The sequence below is a fragment of the Limosilactobacillus vaginalis DSM 5837 = ATCC 49540 genome (assembly GCF_000159435.1).
In the GTDB taxonomy this organism is placed as follows: Bacteria; Bacillota; Bacilli; order Lactobacillales; family Lactobacillaceae; genus Limosilactobacillus; species Limosilactobacillus vaginalis.
Window position 1 is genome coordinate 71,232 of record NZ_GG693412.1, and the last position, 16,857, is coordinate 88,088.

The following is a 16,857-nucleotide window of genomic DNA, read 5'->3' on the forward strand; positions in this document are numbered from 1 at the left end:
AAAATAAGACAATACTCTTTGAAAGGATCGAAAATATATCATGGTTCAATCACGGCAACGACAACAAAACATCGAAGTACAGGTTGGGGATCGTTTCCCATTAACGATTCGTCGACTGGGGGTTAACGGTCAAGGAATCGGCTACTTTAAGCACAAGGTCTGCTTTGTCCCTGGTGCCCTTCCGCACGAAGTCGTTGTTGCTGAAGTAACCCGGGTCCATCCCCGGTTTCTTGAAGCCAAAATCCACCGACTGCGCAAAACTAGTCGTGATCGGGTTGAACCTCGCGATAGCTATGCTGATGTTGCCGGGGGCTTTGAACTAGAAAGGCTAGCTTATCCAGCTCAATTACGGTTTAAGCGACAGGTTGTTTTAGATAGTCTCGAAAAATTCAAGCCATATGGTTATCGCAACTATGACGTTCGCCCTACTATTGCAGCACCACATGAATATGGCTACCGGAATAAGGCTTCATTCCAAGTGCGGATGATTGATGGTCACGTTGCCGCTGGGTTGTACAAGGCAAACAGTCATGACCTAGTAGACATTCAAGAATGTGCCGTTCAGATGCCAAACACAATGAAGGTTATTCGCACTGTTGTTCAAGCAATCGAAGACCTCCAAATTCCGGTATACGATGAGGAACGTAACAGCGGGATCATCAAGACCCTGGTTGTCCGTGAATCAGCAGCGACCGGTGAAGTTCAATTGACATTAATTACTAATACATCAAAACTGCCACATAAGCGTCAACTACTGGAAGCCATTCAGGAACAGCTCCCAAAGGTTGTCTCCGTAATGCAAAACGTTAATCCTGGCGATACCCCGCTGATTTGGGGCGAGCAAATGATCCACTTAGCCGGACAAGAATACATTACCGAAAGTCTAATGGGGTTGGACTTCCGCCTCTCCGCCCGTTCCTTCTTACAGTTAAACCCAGAACAAACGGAAACGTTGTATGAGGAAGCGGCCAAGGCACTAGAGCTTTCCCCTGGCGATACCCTGATTGATGCTTACGCGGGAATTGGAACGATTGGATTGTCATTGGCTAACCGGGTAAAGGAGGTTTGGGGAATGGAAACAATCCCCGAAGCCGTTGCAGACGCCAAACAAAACGCTAACCTTAATGGCATTACAAACGCTCATTACGAAGTCGGCTCAGCAGAGGATGTTATCCCGCAATGGCGAAAGGAAGGTCATCACTTTGACGCGTTAGTAGTCGATCCGCCACGAACCGGTTTAGACAATGATCTGATTGAACAGATCATCAAAGAACGCCCTGCCAAGTTCGCCTACGTTTCATGTAACATGGCATCCCTTGCTCGTAACCTCGGTCGATTAACCAGCGTCTACCATGTTGACTATATCCAACCAGTCGACATGATGCCGCAAACCACCCGTTGCGAAGCGGTGGTGAAGTTATCAATTAGAAAATAGGTAATAAAAAATACCAGTGTATTTTTCTCGCAAGAAGAAACAATACTGGCATTTTAATTTACGAATTTTTAGGCTAATGCATTCCACTGCTTCCAAGTATTAAGGTTACTGATTGCATCGAGGGAATCGTAGGCGCCGGTGCTTAGTTTTTGAAGGAGTTTTGGATCGGTCAGGATGTCTACGGCAGCTTTTTCCATCTTCTTCGCGTTATTTAGTGGTACTAGCTCACCGTTGACGCCAGACTTGACCATTTCACTTGGGCCATACATGTAATCGTAGGTCACAACTGGGACACCGTGGGATAATGCTTCACCCATTGCTAATGGCTGGGCATCGATCCGGCTCGTATCCATGAATAATTGAGCAGTATTATAAGCCGGATCTAATTTTACTTGGTAACCGGCAAACACTACGGTACCAGTCAAGCCCGCATCATCAACCTGCTTCTTGTAGCGGTTAACGTCTTCAGGATTACCGTAACCATAAAGAGTTAGCTTAGCAGTTGGCACCTTTTTGTGAATCCGGGTAAAGATTTCAATTAGCTTCCCGGTCTGCTTGTCTTCACCAAGACGACCAACATAAATAATTTGTCCCGCAATCCGGTACTTCATGTCGGTCCGTTGGTTATTGCTCTTAACCGGAACACCGTTAATTGCGTAAACTGGCTTCTTGTCACCAATTCGCTTCCGAATCATCTCGGCCTGAGCTTCAGTCATGGTAATGATCCCGTCCCACTTATCAAGGTCAGTAGTAAGTGGTCCTTGAAGCATTGGGTTAAGTGGCCCGGTCTTAAGGTTATTACCATCGTTGACGTGGTTCATGGCCATCCAGAGATACTTCTTAGCGGCAGTTTGCATGTTCATCACTGGCTGGATTGCGACTGCTGGCCGGTCAGCAATGAAGACGTTATTTTCGCCATTTGCCTTATTCAATTCATCAAGGAAGAAGGCAAAGAGATCCTCCTCACTATCAAAGAAGCGATCGTGTCCCTGGTAATTCTTCAGAACATTCAACGAGTTGATTGGCGTATTCTGAACAGACTTAACGTAATACCGTTCCATGTAAATGGATTGGTCAGGACGGTAATACCGTTCAAAACTAATTTGACCGTCTTCACCAATAAACTGATCAACAGACTTGAATCCCCGAAGATCGTACTGTTGGCGAAGAGTTACATTCCCCGCAACATCAAACCAGTCGATGTGGTTTACTAGACCAACAGTTCCACCGGTAAAGTAAACGATGCAGACCAGGCGATCACCATCCTTAACTTCTTGGTAGTTATTCCCGGTTCCTACCTGGTATTCGATCGGTAGGTTCAGATCGCTGACGTGGAGATCATGCCCCACGTAATCAGTTGTCCCCGCAAAGAAGTCGTACATATTAACAAGCTGGTCATCAGTTAAACCGAACCGTTGCAGGGTGGCGTGTATAATTTGGTCATAGTTCCGCGTAACTAACTTGGCTTCGGCATTGTGATCCTTAAAGAGCTTCAGCCGCTTCATTTCAGCGTGTTCAATACTTGAATCGTTGCTCAATAAGTATTGGTTAACGAAAAAGAACATTATTTAGCGGCCTCCTTTGTTTTCATATCATCAACTAGTTCGTTCCATAGTTTCATGACATTGGGTTCAGAGTAACGTTCACTATCTTGGTAGGCATTTTCACTGAACTTTGCCAACTTTTCTTGATCTGTCAGGAGGTCGATAATTGCCTTGGCTAGGCCATCAACATCCCCATTTTGGGTAAGGATCCCGTCTTGGCCGTCAATCACAACGTCAGCTGGTCCATACTTAATGTCGTTCGCTACAATTGGCAAACCGTGTGACTGTGCTTCAACTAATGATAAAGGCAACCCTTCGGCACGGCTTGGCAGAATCAGTAATTGGGCATCATTATAAACCGCATTAGGATCATTAGTGTAACCATGGAAAGTTACGGAATTACCGAGATCTTCATCCTTCACGATCTTCTTTAACGTCTTGTCAAAGTTATCGTTCGCGTATCCCCAGAAGTCCAGTTTTGCCGTAGGAACCTTTTCTAAAATCTTTGGCCATGCCTTAAGCAAATGATCCTGTTGCTTTTCTGGTGAAAGCCGCGCAACCATTACGACTTGGTTCTTTGTCCGTTGTTCGAATGGAATGTGCTTAGCTTCCAAGACTGCCTTAGGAACAATCGGACCTGGGATCCGGTAAATCTTTGTCCCGTACTTTTCAAACCGGTCCTTAACATCCCTTTGTTGCTGGGGAGTCAAAGTGATGATCCCGTCCCAATCTTTGACGTGGTTAAGTCCCCAAGTATAGTTATAATTTAAGGTTGAATGCAACATATCACTGTTATCATTAACGTGATCATTGTGCAATTGCATTGTCCGGAAAACCCGGTGTTTCATGTGGAGTACTGACCAACCAACTTCGTATGTCCGGTCAACCACCAAACCAACTGGGCCATCCCCGACCAATTCGGGATCAGTCACGATCTCATCATAGAAGAACCGCGTCAGTTCATCGAGATTAGCAAACTGGTAGTCCTGTCCCTTGTAATTGAAGAGGTGGTAAGTATCAACTACCTTATTCCGCTTATTCTTCTGGTGTTCCAACTGAATAGCGATAGAGCCATCTGGACGGAGGTAGTTTTCAGTTGCAATGTTGCCATTCCAGTCGTAAACTTGTTCAACCGAGATGAATCCACGATTATCGTACCAACTAACCTTTAACAACTTGCCAAAGTGGTCAAAGTACTGAAGGTTAATGATATGCTTTTCCTTATCATTGCGCCGCCGGACATACATAATCCGGTTACCGTTCCGATAGTAGTTATAGTTAATCCCGTCAGCTTTACGTTCCCAGCTAGGATCGATATTAAGATCCTTGATGGTGACATCTTTTTGTGGAAAGATTCGTGCTTCTTGAAAATAATCAAATAAGTTTACAAAGTCTTCATCAGCGATCCCGGCTTCTGCAGTTACCATGTGAAGTTCATTTGAATACTTCCGGGTAACGATCTTAGCTGGTTCATCAAACATCTCAAACAGGTGCAACCGCTTGATTTGCGCATGTTCAATGCCTGACTTGTTATGCTGAATATTATCGTTCAGAAAGAATAACATTGCTTTTCTCCTTTTCTACGTTAACAGGTTAAGTGTACCATAACAAAAGCAGTGATATTAGGACTTGTAAACAGTTTGTGTTAAAATTTATACTTATAATATGAAAGAAGGAGAAGATTAATGCAAAACCCATTTGGTAATAACAATAACAATGACCAAAACCCGTTTGATCTCAATAATCTCCCATTACCGCCAAATTATGCCAAAATCGTTAATGATCAGGGGCAAATTAGGATCGCCAAAGTGGGAATTTCATGGACAACACTCTGGTTTGGTCCCCTACCGGCACTATTCCGGGGCGACTACTATAACTTTATCTTAATGATCGTCCTTGACCTTGATTACGCATTAGTAGTTCTCTTTTTCGGTTTAAACTGGTTAACACAATTTCCATGGCCTTCACTTGTGTTTGCAATCCTTTACAACATGATGTACTTCAAGCACTCCTTCAATATTGGCTATCGTCCCGCTGACCAGCGTTCACGCGAACTACTAGAAAGATTTCATTATCTAAAAAAATAAGGAACTGGAAAAAACAAATTATTTTTCCAATTCCTTATTTTATTATTAGAATAACAGCCTAATCAGTGTTTTCGCCTTCAAAAAATTCATGACGAATCTCCTTGTATGCTGCTACCGGATCGTCACTTTGGGTAATTGGCCGACCAACAACAATTCCGTTGCTTCCCATTTCAGCAGCTTGCTTTGGTGTCACAACCCGTTTCTGGTCATCATGGGTGTTTAAGTCAGGCCGAATCCCTGGTGTAATGCAGAGAAAGTCCGGATTGGTAACTTCACGAATTGCAGAAATTTCCTTGGCGGAACAAACTACTCCTGCTAAGCCACTCTCATCGGCCAACCGGGCATAATTTTGAACGGATTCCATTACGGTACCGTTAATCTTCTGTTCGTTGTGAAGGATCTCCTCGTCAATGGATGTCAACTGGGTAATTGCCAACATCTTGGGAACTGAATTACGCGCTTCGGCAGCACCTTGCTTCAACCCGCGTAAACCAGCCTTCATCATTTCACTGCCACCAGCAGCATGAACGGTAACAAACGCAACTCCTAACCGTCCAACTTGAGCCATCGCCCGTTCAACCGTGTTCGGAATATCGTGCGCCTTCAGATCAAGAAAAATCTTAAATCCACGTTCCTTAGCTTGTTTAATGATTCCGGGACCAAAAGCATAGAATAATTCCATTCCGATTTTGATAATTGGCATATGATCAGTGTCGTTAGAAAGGCGATCAAAGAGTTGAACAGCCTTCCGCTTATCAGGGACATCAATAGCAACAATTGGTTCAAAGCGTTCCATAATTTTCCTCCTAAAAAAGCACCAGTGCTCCTCAGAAAAGGGAGACTGGTGCTTTTGCGTTCTCGCTCATAACACCGTTTCGCCCTCACTGGAGCAGATTAAATGGTTAATAATTTATTCGTGATGTTCGATTGTAATATCTTCGTGACCGTCATATTCTTCAACGGCAACATGAACTGTTTCATTCATTGCAGTTGGGATGTTCTTACCAACAAAGTCAGGCCGAATTGGTAATTCACGGTGGCCTCGGTCAACTAGCACAGCAAGTGAAATTTGTTGTGGTCGTCCCATATCCATCAAGGCATCTAGGGCCGCCCGAACTGTCCGCCCGGTAAAGAGAACATCGTCAACAAGGATGACATGCTTATCGTTAATATCAATTCCAAGTGAAGATGTCTTAACTGTTGGTTCCTTATGATGATCAGGAATGTGCCGATCATCCCGATATAAGGTAATATCAAGCGCACCAACTGGAATTTCAACGTTTTCAAGTTGGTTTAACCGCTTAGCTAGCCGTTCAGCAAGGTAAACTCCCCGAGTCTTAATCCCAACAAAGACAAGGTTTTCGACCCCTTTATTCTGTTCAATAATTTCGTAAGTAATTCGTGTTAATGCCCGTTGCATACTTGATCCATCAACAATTTCATGGGCCATCCTGGTCACTTCCCCTTAATCAATTTATTTTTACAAAACCCTTCTCCACTGAAACTGTGAGGAAGGGTCTAATTACTTATTCGTTCCTTCTTGATTTCACGGAATCAGGTTAAAGGCGATATTTCTCTTATTACCAGTATTTTAAGCGTCTCGCCTAAGCCTGTCAATAATTATCATTGGTTACTATTACTCTGGCTAGCGTGCTTATTCAACCAGTTTTCCATCATGGAAGTGATATTATCCCAAATCTGACTGAACCCATCCTTATTTTTCAGATTATTGACTGTGCTAGTAGCGTTATCAGGGTCTTGTTGAACCTGGGTAATAGTTTGATCAATGTCATTTAGCTTTTGCTTAGCGGAATTACTACTTAGCTGATTTTCGATCTGTTGATTTTGGTTTGAAATATTATTCAAGTGGTTCTGGAGTTCTTGCTGATCATGATCTTTCTCGTATTGTCGAGCAGCACCACGAAGCGCGGCAACCTGTTCCGCAAGTTTTTGATTATCAGAACTCAGCTTACTAATACTACTGGAGTTATCGCTAATTTGGCTGCTTTGTTCCTCGTTATTGGCTTGCTGATTCTGATTGCGGTTATGTGCTGAAACTGCCCACCACACAATAATTATTGCCAGTAAGACGATCAATGCTACTAGCCAACCCCGATGATGCCTTTTCAGCGCAGTTGATTGGTGACCCCGATTTGATTGTGATTGAACTTGTTCTCGAGGCTTAACGTTTAAGGTTAAGTGATCTGACGCGGTTTGACCATCGCTATCCATTACTGTAACGGCAATTGGATACTCACCCTGCTGGTTAATGTTAACCTGAGTTAAGTTAAACGTAATCTTATCGGTGAGGTCACGACCATCACTCGTTGCTTTAATTCCAAATTGATTAATCAATTCTGAATTGACGATTGACTGTCCCAGTGGCCAATCAAGGTAGTGTCGTTGAATCGTTAAAACTGGTTGTGCCATAATATCCTCCATATTTTCTCGTTAATTCGTTTGCATTATAGCACATGATGAAAAAGCTAATCGCAAGTTTTCCTAGCGATTAGCTTTTAGAATGTCTATTGAATTATTAGGTAAGCTAGAGTTCTACTGCTACACAGTCGAAACGTGCTTCGCTCGAGTTTCCTAGAGCTAGCAACCTCCTTCCTAGGCGCAGGTCGCCTTCGTCAGGAGAAATTGCTAGCCTTCCGGAAACTCTTTGGAGCGAAGGCACTCTATAATTCCCACGGATCCTTTACAATAATGGTTTGAATTCGGTCGGCACCGACGGAAACGGTGGCGAGTGGGGTTTCGGATAATTCGCTAACTCGCTTGAGGTAGTTTTGAGCGTTAACTGGTAAATCTTCGAACTTCTTAACACCAGTAATATCTTCATCCCAACCAGGCATTTCTTCGTAAACTGGTTCGCAACGGTCGAGTTCCTTTAAGCTAGCAGGGTAGTAGTCGATTACTTTGCCATCGAGCTTGTAGGCCTTGCATAATTTAACGGTCTTTAAGCCGGTCAAAACATCCAACAAGTTCAAGCTCAAAACAGAAAGTCCTGAAACACGACGTGCGTGCCGCATAGCAACGGTATCAAACCAACCAACCCGACGAGGACGACCAGTAACAGTACCGTATTCATGACCAGTTTCACGAATTTGGTCACCAATTTCATCAGTCAATTCTGTTGGGAATGGGCCAGCGCCAACACGAGTTGAGTAAGCCTTGCAGATCCCAACAACAGTATTAATCTTGTTAGGTCCAATCCCAACACCGGTGCAAACACCACCAGCGATTGGGTTTGAAGCAGTAACGTATGGGTAAGTACCCTGATCAACATCAAGCATTACCCCTTGAGCACCTTCAAAGAGAACCTTCTTACCGGCATCCAAAGCGTCATTAACAACCCGTGAAGTATCAGTAACGTACTTCTTCAACTGTTGACCATATTCATAATAAGGTTCAAAAATATCATCAAAGTTAATTGGATCAACGTGGTACAACTTAGTGAATAATTCGTTCTTTTCCTTTAAGTTACGCTTCAACTTAATTTCGAACGTATCCTTTTCTAACAAGTCGCACATCCGAATACCTACACGGGAAACTTTATCCATATATGTAGGTCCAATCCCGTTTTTAGTGGTACCAACCTTGTGATCACCCTTAGCAGCTTCCTGGCACTTGTCCAATAGAATGTGGTAAGGGAAAGTAATGTGTGAACGTGAAGAAATCCGTAAGCCAGAAAGGTCGATTCCGTTGTCTTCCAGATACTTCATTTCCTTAAGCATTGCTGGTGGATTAATAACAACCCCGTTACCGACAACCGCCAACTTATCCTTACCGAAAATTCCAGATGGGATCAACCGTAAGGCAAACTTCTTTCCATCGAACGCAATTGTGTGACCGGCATTATTTCCACCTTGGGAACGGACTACAACATCCGCTTCTTGACTAAGGTAATCGGTCATTTTACCTTTCCCTTCGTCTCCCCATTGACTACCAACAATCACAACTGATGACATTATTCTTTCACCTCAAACTATTAATTTGTAAAAGACGTTTTTACTTCACTATATTACCGGACTTCAGAATCTTCGTCAAGGAGATAACGAACGATTTTTCTAAGCATTTTTATAATTGTCCGATGTTTTTTATTGACGATAATCATTAAACAGTGCATAATAGCATACGGAATTTTTAAGAAAGTAAAGGAGCTGTTCTCGTGCAAACATTCGATTACGATGACATCCAACTAATCCCAAACAAGTGCATTATTAAAAGCCGAAAAGAGGCTGATACCAGCATTAAATTTGGACCAAAAACATTCAAGATCCCTGTTGTACCGGCAAACATGGAAAGCGTGATCAACGAAGACCTTGCTGTTTGGCTCGCCCAAAATGATTACTTCTATGTGATGCACCGGTTTGAACCCGAGAAGCGTGCCGGGTTCGTTAAACGGATGCATGAGCGCGGCCTCTTTGCTTCCATTTCTGTTGGAATTAAGGATTCTGAATACGACTTTATCGATCAACTAAAAGCCGAACATTTAGATCCAGAATACATTACAATTGATGTTGCCCATGGTCATTCCGATTTTGTTATTAAAATGATCCAATACATCAAGAAAAACCTTCCCGACGCATTCGTAGTCGCTGGAAATGTCGCAACCCCCGAAGCAGTTCGTGACTTAGAAAATGCTGGGGCGGATGCTACTAAAGTTGGTGTTGGCCCTGGTAAAGCCTGCATCACTAAGCTAAAGACCGGTTTTGGTACTGGTGGCTGGCAGCTCGCTGCAATCCGCCTCTGTGCTAAGGCTGCTCGTAAGCCAATCATTGCTGACGGTGGTATTCGTCATAATGGTGATATTGCTAAGTCCGTGCGCTTCGGTGCTTCGATGGTAATGATCGGTTCAATGCTTGCTGGTCACCTTGAATCTCCAGGTCACGTGATCACAATTGATGGCAAGCGCTATAAGCAATATTGGGGCTCTGCTTCTGAAGTTCAAAAAGGCGCTTACCGGAACGTTGAAGGTAAACAAATGCTCGTTCCTTACCGTGGTTCAATCAAAGATACTCTTCGCGAAATGCAAGAGGATCTTCAATCATCAATTTCATACGCTGGTGGTCGTGATCTTGAATCAATCCGCCGCGTCGATTACGTAATCGTCAAAAACTCTATCATGAATGGGGATTATTAAAGTCAGAGTGCGAAGCCGTTAAAGCCAGAGTGCGAGCCAGCAAAGAGCTTGCGGAAAGTTAGCAATTTCTCCTGACGAAGGTGTCTTACGCCTAGGAAGGAGGTTGCTAACTCTAGCAAGCTCCTGGCGAGCAGATCTTGACTATGTTGTCTATAGGAGCTTCCCTGTGAGCAGATCTCAGCCATATCGCAGTAAGAACACCACTAACTTCTAATAAAAGTCAAAAGAGATCGTGAAGAATCAGCTGATTTTTCACGATCTCTTTTTTGCTATACGGTTACCCAACTGTACCGTTGAAGAAATAATGGTGAATCTCCTTTTTCTTTATTAAGCTTAGATTCTTGTTCAGCTAGCTGAAGCTTATAATTAGAGTCTAAAGATAGTAGTAATTTACTAGGAATCCCCATAACTTTTTCAATACGAAGAGCTAAGATCTCTGTTAAATATCGTTTTCGATTAAGAATATCTGAAATATTTTTCTGACTTACTCCAATCCGTTTTGCTAAATCAGACTGCGTAATTCCATAGTAGCCCATTACTTCCTTGAGTAGATCAGCAGCTGAGCTAGTATGATACTGTTTTATTCTATTTTCACGATGCAACATTATTCATCAGCTCCTTAATGCTCAGTAGAGTACTTTATCATTTATTTCTAATCACTAAAATGCAAAACCTCACCCAAAGGACGGCGCTCGGACCGGTAAGAATTAATCTTCGCTTTTTTCTCGTAGCCCAGTGAAATCCCTTCAATAAAGCGCTCGTCGTCAGGAACATCCAGGATCCGGTGCAAAATATCGGGAAAACGAACACTATTATAGGTTGGAATTGATCCCAGGCCTAGATCAGTTGCCGCTAACATTAGTGTTTGGCCAAAAGCTCCCGCGTCCAGAATCGACCAATCCGGTGAAGCCTTTGGAATCGTAATATAGAGGATTACCGGAGAATTGTAGAGAGTCTGACTAGCTTCGGTCATTTGTTGGTGAGCCTCGTCAAACGTTGGAAAATGATGAACAATGCCATGGCGCCACTGCTTCATATTAGCCTGCGTTTTATCGCTCCAGTCTTCCCGTGACATCACTGTCAAATCGGGATGTCCGTGATTTCCTGCTAGATCTTTCTCATGATATGCCGTCTTAATTTGCGCCAACGATTTGCCCATTGCACAGTAAACTTGCCACGGTTGCGAATTAACCCACGATGGGGCCCGCTGTGCTAGTTTCACAACTTTCTTAATGAGATCCTGTTCAACAGGTTGATCAGTAAACTGCCGAACTGAATGACGAGAATTAATTGCTTCCGTTAAATTCATTCTGATCGCTCCCTGATTACCTTATTCGTTAGTTACAGTTTAACCTATTTTTATTAACTAACGGAACCAGCACTAGCCTTTTTGAGCAATAAAGTTAGCAATCAATGATGATCTCGTTAACAACGACTTCGCACTAGCATGTTCTTTTTCGCTATGGGCGTCATCCCCGACAACCCCTAAAGCATCAATTGTCGGTACATTCCGGGCAACCATAATTCCCGCATCGGATGCTCCACCGCCACCAACAGCTCGGAGCTTACCATAACCAACCTGTTGGGCAACCTGATTTAACTCAGCAAAAAGCTTATTAACTGCTGGCGTGTCCTCCATACTATCGATCTTCGTCCGCACTTTCACTGTAGTTGTCGTATCTGAAACGGTTGGCGTAGCAGCGATTGATTTAATCCGCTCCAATAATTGATCCCGTTGCTGGTTCGTCTTAAACCGAACACCGAGGCTAGTCGTTGCCCGATCCGGAATAATATTCTCACTAGTTCCCCCATTAATCACTCCACAATTCACATGGACACCCGCTTGCAAATCACTGAGTGCGCTTAATTTAATGATTTGGTGGGCCAATTCAATAATCGCGCTCCGTCCCTTTTCCGGTTCCGCTCCTGAATGGGCAGCTCGGCCATGAACAGTAACATCAACGATCATCCCGCCACGGTTATGGGTTCCAACATGACTTGGATCGTCCTTTGTCCCTTCAAGGTTAAAACCATAGGCACCACCTTGGCACTCTTTCGCAATAATGTTATACGTATTTGAATCCATATGAAGCTTTTCCTCGTCACTCACGACAATCATTTTAACCGGGCGCCGATTCAACTTCAGTTTTACCAGAGCCTGAATTGCAAATAGGCCAATCACCAATCCAGGCTTCATATCAAAGATCCCTGGTCCCGTCATTCGATCCTTCTCAAGCTTAAATGGCCGTTGTTCGACAGTTCCCTTTGGAAAAACGGTATCCATGTGACCAAGCAGAATCACTGGTTGAAGGCCTTCTTCTCCTGGTAGCTCGCCAATTAGGGCCATCCCCTGCTTTCCACTATCTCGTTGACGAGTTTGCATTCCGATTTCGCGCATTTTTGCGCTAAGAATATCCGCTACCTTTTGAATACCAGCAATGTCATTAGACGGGCTATCGACATTGATGATTTCCTCTGTTAACTCAACCATTGCCGAAAATTGTTTTTGTAAGTAGTCTGTAATTTGATTCATTGTTATCTCCTCCGCTCAATTAATCGTCTTAATTCTTATAAATAATTAATTGCAAAGCCAGCAAAGAAAACCGACACTAAGGTAACGGTGACCAATCCAGCAGTAATCATTTTTGGTAAGAAATAATTTTCTAATGCCGCTTGTTCTGTCTCTGTTTGACCAGTACTTGCTGCTATTTCCTGAGACAAAATCATTGTAGTGGGAAAGCCAAAAGTACATGTCATCCCCAACGCAACTGCCATTTCACGTGAAACATTGAAGAGCTTTGCGGTAAAGAAAGAAGTTATTACTACCCCAATTGTTCCCACAATCAGGCAAACCAATAATGGGAGTAAAACAGACATTACAGTTTGTGGCGTTGTATTCGCAAGGCTTGCTAAGATCACGATGGTTACCAAGAATGTAATCATCCCACTAGAAGCCGTTTTATCCATGATGTGGTCATTAAGAAAACCTAATTGATTGAAGATAATCCCTAAGATAAAGCACAGGACCAGGTAATTAATCGTACCGTGAATCAGGAGACTAACCCCGTAGCTTAACGAGGCAACGAGACCCAGCTTAGCAAGATTGATAATTGGTGTATCAAAAAGTGCTGATAATTGTAATGGTCGACGGTGCGGAGTCATTTCAGTCTGCTTTTCCTGAAGCTCTGATTTACCGTCTTGGAGAAGTCGGTGAGCTTCCCGCCGCATTGCATAAGTAGCAATTGGAATTCCAATTATGTTTTGGAACGTTAGCACTGCTAGGGCGTAGGTGGACAGCATCTGCATATTCTTTGCCCGCATAGCATTCAGTAAGACCAACGTCGCGGCATTTCCGCCAGCAAAAATTGGGGCACCGACAACACCAAAGTTCTTCTGCTTTACTAATAAGGCAACGGCAACAATTAAAACGCATGAACCGATTGCACCAAGAATCGCAATCACAACTACCTTCCATTGACGCTTTAGTTCAGTAAGATTAATGGTGGTTCCAAGCGACGTTAGCATCAATCCAACAATTGCCATCCCGAATTCTTCAACCCCACTATTTGAGAAAAGATTTTTCGGCAAGATTCCGGTCCAGAAGCCGATTAACGCTAAAACTGAAATTGTTAGTACCGTATCAATAATTCCGTTAGTTTTTCGGGAAACATATTCGCTAGCAGCATAAATCACTAGCAGGATTGTTAAAGAAATTACTCCAGACATAAAAAAATCCTCCAATATCATTTACTGTTCAAAAACCGATCTCGAAGCGTAAATGGTTTGGAAGATCCAAAAAAGACCACGCAGTACTGAACTGTGTGGTCTTTAATAATTTATCGAGCCAACACAGGTACGCTTTGAGAAATCTCAAAATGACCGTACCCGTGTGAAAACACTAAATACGATCAAAAGTGTACCATGCTTGCCAACTATTTTGATAACGTGTTTTCATTATTCTGGCTCCTTTCATTAAATCTTGATTAGAATATTACACTGATTTTCCCAGATGTCAATCACTTATTTTTAATTTGTCTTTTAATTGTGATGATAAACGAAATCTTACCATTGGAATAGCTCGCCTTAATCTGGCCACCAAAGCTTTTAACAATACTCTGGGCCATTGATAGGCCAATCCCATAACCTGATTTTTTCTCACTAACCGTTCGGGCTTTATCTTCACGGTAAAACCGTTCAAAGAATCGTTGGTAGTCAGCATCCTTGCCAGCCGCGAATGAGTTAGTAACAGAAAGGATCACGTTCTTTTTTCGTTTACCTAGTCTTAAATTAAGGAAAACATCGCCATGCGGATCACAGTATTTATTAGCATTATCAAGTAGGATGCTGATTAATTCATAGAAGTAATTCTCATCTGCCCTTACTTTAAGGCCTGAGGTTACCGACTTCTTAAAATGCTTGCCATCCTGAAGAATAACGTTCTTAAAATTATCAGCAACCCGGTTAGTGATTTGACTCGCATCAATCACGGAAAGCGTCATTTGTGGCCGTTCTTGGAGACGGGCCAGAGAAACAAAATAATTAATCAGCTTAGTTAATCGCCCAACCTGCTCTTTTGTACTCTTTGTGAGGTCATTTTCCCCATTCAGCAACTCTTGCATTTCATTATTAGCTGAAATAACGCTTAGTGGCGTCTTTAGTTCATGTCCTGCATTGGTAATAAACTCTTTTTGGCGTTTTTCCGCTTGAATTATTGGGCGGATTGCGGCATTAGAAAACAGAATAAGCACGATTGTGTAGAGCAGCAAACTAATTATTCCTAGAAAGACTCCTAAGTATGTAACTTCCCGCGCTTTGGCTAACATTAGGCTTTCATCCAGGAAAACAACGTTAGTCCGCTTACTATTGTTTTTCACTCGGTAAGCATAAAAGGTCTGATGATAAAAGATCCTTCCCTGTGTTCGGTGGCGCTTCAATACCCGTTGCGTTAATTTTTGAATTTCTGCTGGTGAAACAGATAAGATGTGGCTGTCCTCAATCTGCATCTGCTTATTTTTCTTATTAAAAGTTGCGCTGAAATAGCGGTACTGATACAAGCTTTCTTTGGTAAATTGACTCTGCGAAAATAGCTGTGGTTGGCTAGAAACCGTCCTCGCCGGCATCTCTCCCTCATTATTACTCAAAATTTGCAAAACCGAATTTACTTCCTGATGGGCCCGGAAATAAGTAATCGAACTGATACTACCAACGATTGTGACAATTACTAGTAATAATGCACACGTTGAAAAGATAATAAATTGTTTTCGAAAATGCCGGATCATTGTTCCTTATCCCTCCAAACTATATGGCCCACCCTTTTCACCAATAATTTTTACCGTAGATTGAATTGACTGAAATTTTTGCCTTAAGTAACAAATATTTATCCAAACATCTTCAGCATCGGCTTCATCATCAGCACTCCAAACGTGGTTAAGCAAGTCATCAGCAGTTAGTTTCTTGCCTGCATTGAGGATAAAGTACCCTAACATTTGGGTTTCTTCACGAGAAAGGCTGATTGAATTACTGCTTTCAAGGACCTGCTCATCACTATCCAAGTGCAAATCAGCAAACTCAAGATCGCCATCACCATAATCCTTCGCCCGCCGTTCTAACGAGCGCAACCGTGCAAGTAATTCCTTAAGCGAAAATGGCTTCGTTAGGTAGTCATCGGCTCCCGAGTCTAATCCATTAACTCGGTCGTCTTCTTCAGCCATTGCAGTTAACATCATGATATAGGTCCGATCACCGCGCGCCCGAATCTCTTTTAAAGCCTCGATCCCATTTTTTATTGGCATCATAATATCTAAGATTATCGCATCGTAGGCATTCTTTTGCGAAAGTTCAACTGCAGCCTGACCATTTTCAACGGCATCAACTTGATAACCGCTTTGTTCCATTGCCATTTTCAAAACTCGCGCTAGTTGTTCTTCGTCTTCAGCAAGTAAAATTCTCATCTTAATTACCACCTAATCTTCCCGAATTAACTGACGAATGGTTTCCATTTGAATATCACACGAGGCAAGCTGATCTGCACATCGCTTTAATTCCTTACCGATTCGTTCTGGATTTTTTATCTTATGCTTATATTTGATTTCATGTTCCAAACTGGCCCATGAATCCATTGCAATTGTCCGCAACTGGATTTCGACATAAAAGTGACCTGGATTCTGCCCATCAATATCTTGGTAGTTTTCGGTTACGTCTAAGATTAAATGATAGCTTCGGTAACCATTCGGCTTAGCATTCGTAATGTAATCTTTTTCTTTAACGACTGAACACCAATCACTATTACGTAAAATCGTCAGACACCGCTCAATATCACTAATAAAATTACAAACAATCCGAATTCCTACAGCATCTTTGCACTTTCGTAATGCTGATTCAGCCGTTAGCGGATAATTTTTTCTTTGACACTTTTCTTCCATGCTGGCTGGTGTCTTTACCCGGCCAATTAAGTGTTCATATAATTTTGGCTGTTGACTAGCAACTTCTTGTTGGTTTAATTGGCGAATCCGCTTTTCAACATCAAGAAGAATATTATCTAACGTTCCTTCATAAGGGCCATAGATCGACATGATCAACACTCCTTGTCATCTTTTAACTCTTTTTATTATAACAAGCTTTCCGTAAACCCTTTAACAATAAGGG

At 42.7% G+C, this 16,857-nt stretch carries 16 protein-coding genes; 3 read left to right on the forward strand and 13 right to left on the reverse strand.

The annotated features are described in order from the left end of the window. The first annotated feature begins 40 nt into the window (after positions 1-40). On the forward strand, positions 41-1,435 hold the full coding sequence (gene rlmD, locus HMPREF0549_RS00295; protein WP_003716240.1) for a 23S rRNA (uracil(1939)-C(5))-methyltransferase RlmD: 1,395 nt from the start codon (positions 41-43) through the stop codon (positions 1,433-1,435). A 68-nt stretch (positions 1,436-1,503) separates the two neighbouring features. Here the strand turns inward: rlmD and asp1 (HMPREF0549_RS00300) are convergent, their stop codons facing one another. Beyond that, the gene (gene asp1 / locus HMPREF0549_RS00300) at positions 1,504-3,000 is read right to left on the reverse strand and encodes an accessory Sec system glycosyltransferase Asp1 (RefSeq protein WP_003716241.1); all 1,497 of its coding nucleotides are present in this window, start codon (positions 2,998-3,000) and stop codon (positions 1,504-1,506) included. Continuing rightward, the gene (asp1, locus tag HMPREF0549_RS00305) at positions 3,000-4,544 is read right to left on the reverse strand and encodes an accessory Sec system glycosyltransferase Asp1 (protein WP_003716242.1); all 1,545 of its coding nucleotides are present in this window, start codon (positions 4,542-4,544) and stop codon (positions 3,000-3,002) included. The genes asp1 (HMPREF0549_RS00300) and asp1 (HMPREF0549_RS00305) overlap by 1 nt, the downstream gene beginning before the upstream one ends. 120 nt (positions 4,545-4,664) lie before the next feature. Here asp1 (HMPREF0549_RS00305) and HMPREF0549_RS00310 point away from each other — a divergent pair, with 120 nt between their 5' ends. Continuing rightward, a complete protein-coding gene (locus HMPREF0549_RS00310; protein ID WP_003716243.1) occupies positions 4,665-5,066 on the forward strand; it encodes a hypothetical protein in 402 nt (133 codons plus the stop codon). Positions 5,067-5,124: 58 nt separating this feature from the next. On the opposite strand, the gene pyrF is transcribed toward HMPREF0549_RS00310, so the two are convergent. The 4 genes from pyrF to HMPREF0549_RS00330 all read right to left on the reverse strand — a co-directional run bounded on the left by pyrF (position 5,125) and on the right by HMPREF0549_RS00330 (position 9,037). Then, a complete protein-coding gene (pyrF, locus tag HMPREF0549_RS00315; RefSeq protein ID WP_003716244.1) occupies positions 5,125-5,862 on the reverse strand; it encodes an orotidine-5'-phosphate decarboxylase in 738 nt (245 codons plus the stop codon). A 114-nt stretch (positions 5,863-5,976) separates the two neighbouring features. Then, the gene (pyrR, locus tag HMPREF0549_RS00320; protein ID WP_003716245.1) at positions 5,977-6,516 is read right to left on the reverse strand and encodes a bifunctional pyr operon transcriptional regulator/uracil phosphoribosyltransferase PyrR; all 540 of its coding nucleotides are present in this window, start codon (positions 6,514-6,516) and stop codon (positions 5,977-5,979) included. A 173-nt stretch (positions 6,517-6,689) separates the two neighbouring features. Further along, entirely contained in the window at positions 6,690-7,496 is an 807-nt protein-coding gene (locus tag HMPREF0549_RS00325) for a DUF5011/hyalin repeat domain-containing protein (protein WP_040530566.1), read from the reverse strand. A gap of 251 nt (positions 7,497-7,747) precedes the next feature. After that, positions 7,748-9,037: an adenylosuccinate synthase gene (locus HMPREF0549_RS00330; RefSeq protein ID WP_003716247.1), complete on the reverse strand. Its 1,290-nt coding sequence runs from the start codon at positions 9,035-9,037 to the stop codon at positions 7,748-7,750. 200 nt (positions 9,038-9,237) lie between these two features. Here HMPREF0549_RS00330 and HMPREF0549_RS00335 point away from each other — a divergent pair, with 200 nt between their 5' ends. Beyond that, on the forward strand, positions 9,238-10,212 hold the full coding sequence (locus tag HMPREF0549_RS00335; RefSeq protein WP_003716248.1) for a GMP reductase: 975 nt from the start codon (positions 9,238-9,240) through the stop codon (positions 10,210-10,212). Positions 10,213-10,481: 269 nt separating this feature from the next. Here HMPREF0549_RS00335 and HMPREF0549_RS00340 read toward each other — a convergent pair whose 3' ends face one another. From HMPREF0549_RS00340 to HMPREF0549_RS00370, 7 genes are all read right to left on the reverse strand, one after another. Further along, a complete protein-coding gene (locus HMPREF0549_RS00340; protein WP_003716249.1) occupies positions 10,482-10,817 on the reverse strand; it encodes a HigA family addiction module antitoxin in 336 nt (111 codons plus the stop codon). Positions 10,818-10,864: 47 nt separating this feature from the next. Then, positions 10,865-11,521: a nitroreductase gene (locus HMPREF0549_RS00345; RefSeq protein ID WP_003716250.1), complete on the reverse strand. Its 657-nt coding sequence runs from the start codon at positions 11,519-11,521 to the stop codon at positions 10,865-10,867. Between the two features lie 72 nt (positions 11,522-11,593). Beyond that, positions 11,594-12,745 carry a M20/M25/M40 family metallo-hydrolase gene (locus HMPREF0549_RS00350; RefSeq protein WP_003716251.1) on the reverse strand — a complete coding sequence of 384 codons (1,152 nt, stop codon included), beginning with the start codon at positions 12,743-12,745 and terminating at the stop codon, positions 11,594-11,596. Between the two features lie 35 nt (positions 12,746-12,780). After that, on the reverse strand, positions 12,781-13,938 hold the full coding sequence (locus HMPREF0549_RS00355; RefSeq protein ID WP_040530571.1) for a 2-hydroxycarboxylate transporter family protein: 1,158 nt from the start codon (positions 13,936-13,938) through the stop codon (positions 12,781-12,783). A 290-nt stretch (positions 13,939-14,228) separates the two neighbouring features. Beyond that, positions 14,229-15,491 (reverse strand): sensor histidine kinase, encoded by a 1,263-nt coding sequence (locus tag HMPREF0549_RS00360; protein ID WP_003716253.1) that lies wholly within the window; start codon positions 15,489-15,491, stop codon positions 14,229-14,231. A 6-nt stretch (positions 15,492-15,497) separates the two neighbouring features. Then, on the reverse strand, positions 15,498-16,163 hold the full coding sequence (locus HMPREF0549_RS00365) for a response regulator transcription factor (RefSeq protein WP_040530896.1): 666 nt from the start codon (positions 16,161-16,163) through the stop codon (positions 15,498-15,500). Between the two features lie 12 nt (positions 16,164-16,175). After that, positions 16,176-16,784 (reverse strand): GTP pyrophosphokinase, encoded by a 609-nt coding sequence (locus HMPREF0549_RS00370; protein WP_003716255.1) that lies wholly within the window; start codon positions 16,782-16,784, stop codon positions 16,176-16,178. Between the last annotated feature and the right edge of the window lie 73 nt (positions 16,785-16,857).

Bases quoted from the DNA above. Each gene is read 5' to 3' on its own strand.
- rlmD (WP_003716240.1), top strand. From the start codon at position 41: ATGGTTCAATCACGGCAACGACAACAAAACATCGAAGTACAGGTTGGG.
- asp1 (WP_003716241.1), bottom strand. From the start codon at position 3,000: ATGTTCTTTTTCGTTAACCAATACTTATTGAGCAACGATTCAAGTATT.
- asp1 (WP_003716242.1), bottom strand. From the start codon at position 4,544: ATGTTATTCTTTCTGAACGATAATATTCAGCATAACAAGTCAGGCATT.
- HMPREF0549_RS00310 (WP_003716243.1), top strand. From the start codon at position 4,665: ATGCAAAACCCATTTGGTAATAACAATAACAATGACCAAAACCCGTTT.
- pyrF (WP_003716244.1), bottom strand. From the start codon at position 5,862: ATGGAACGCTTTGAACCAATTGTTGCTATTGATGTCCCTGATAAGCGG.
- pyrR (WP_003716245.1), bottom strand. From the start codon at position 6,516: ATGGCCCATGAAATTGTTGATGGATCAAGTATGCAACGGGCATTAACA.
- HMPREF0549_RS00325 (WP_040530566.1), bottom strand. From the start codon at position 7,496: ATGGCACAACCAGTTTTAACGATTCAACGACACTACCTTGATTGGCCA.
- HMPREF0549_RS00330 (WP_003716247.1), bottom strand. From the start codon at position 9,037: ATGTCATCAGTTGTGATTGTTGGTAGTCAATGGGGAGACGAAGGGAAA.
- HMPREF0549_RS00340 (WP_003716249.1), bottom strand. From the start codon at position 10,817: ATGTTGCATCGTGAAAATAGAATAAAACAGTATCATACTAGCTCAGCT.
- HMPREF0549_RS00345 (WP_003716250.1), bottom strand. From the start codon at position 11,521: ATGAATTTAACGGAAGCAATTAATTCTCGTCATTCAGTTCGGCAGTTT.
- HMPREF0549_RS00350 (WP_003716251.1), bottom strand. From the start codon at position 12,745: ATGAATCAAATTACAGACTACTTACAAAAACAATTTTCGGCAATGGTT.
- HMPREF0549_RS00355 (WP_040530571.1), bottom strand. From the start codon at position 13,938: ATGTCTGGAGTAATTTCTTTAACAATCCTGCTAGTGATTTATGCTGCT.
- HMPREF0549_RS00360 (WP_003716253.1), bottom strand. From the start codon at position 15,491: ATGATCCGGCATTTTCGAAAACAATTTATTATCTTTTCAACGTGTGCA.
- HMPREF0549_RS00365 (WP_040530896.1), bottom strand. From the start codon at position 16,163: ATGAGAATTTTACTTGCTGAAGACGAAGAACAACTAGCGCGAGTTTTG.
- HMPREF0549_RS00370 (WP_003716255.1), bottom strand. From the start codon at position 16,784: ATGTCGATCTATGGCCCTTATGAAGGAACGTTAGATAATATTCTTCTT.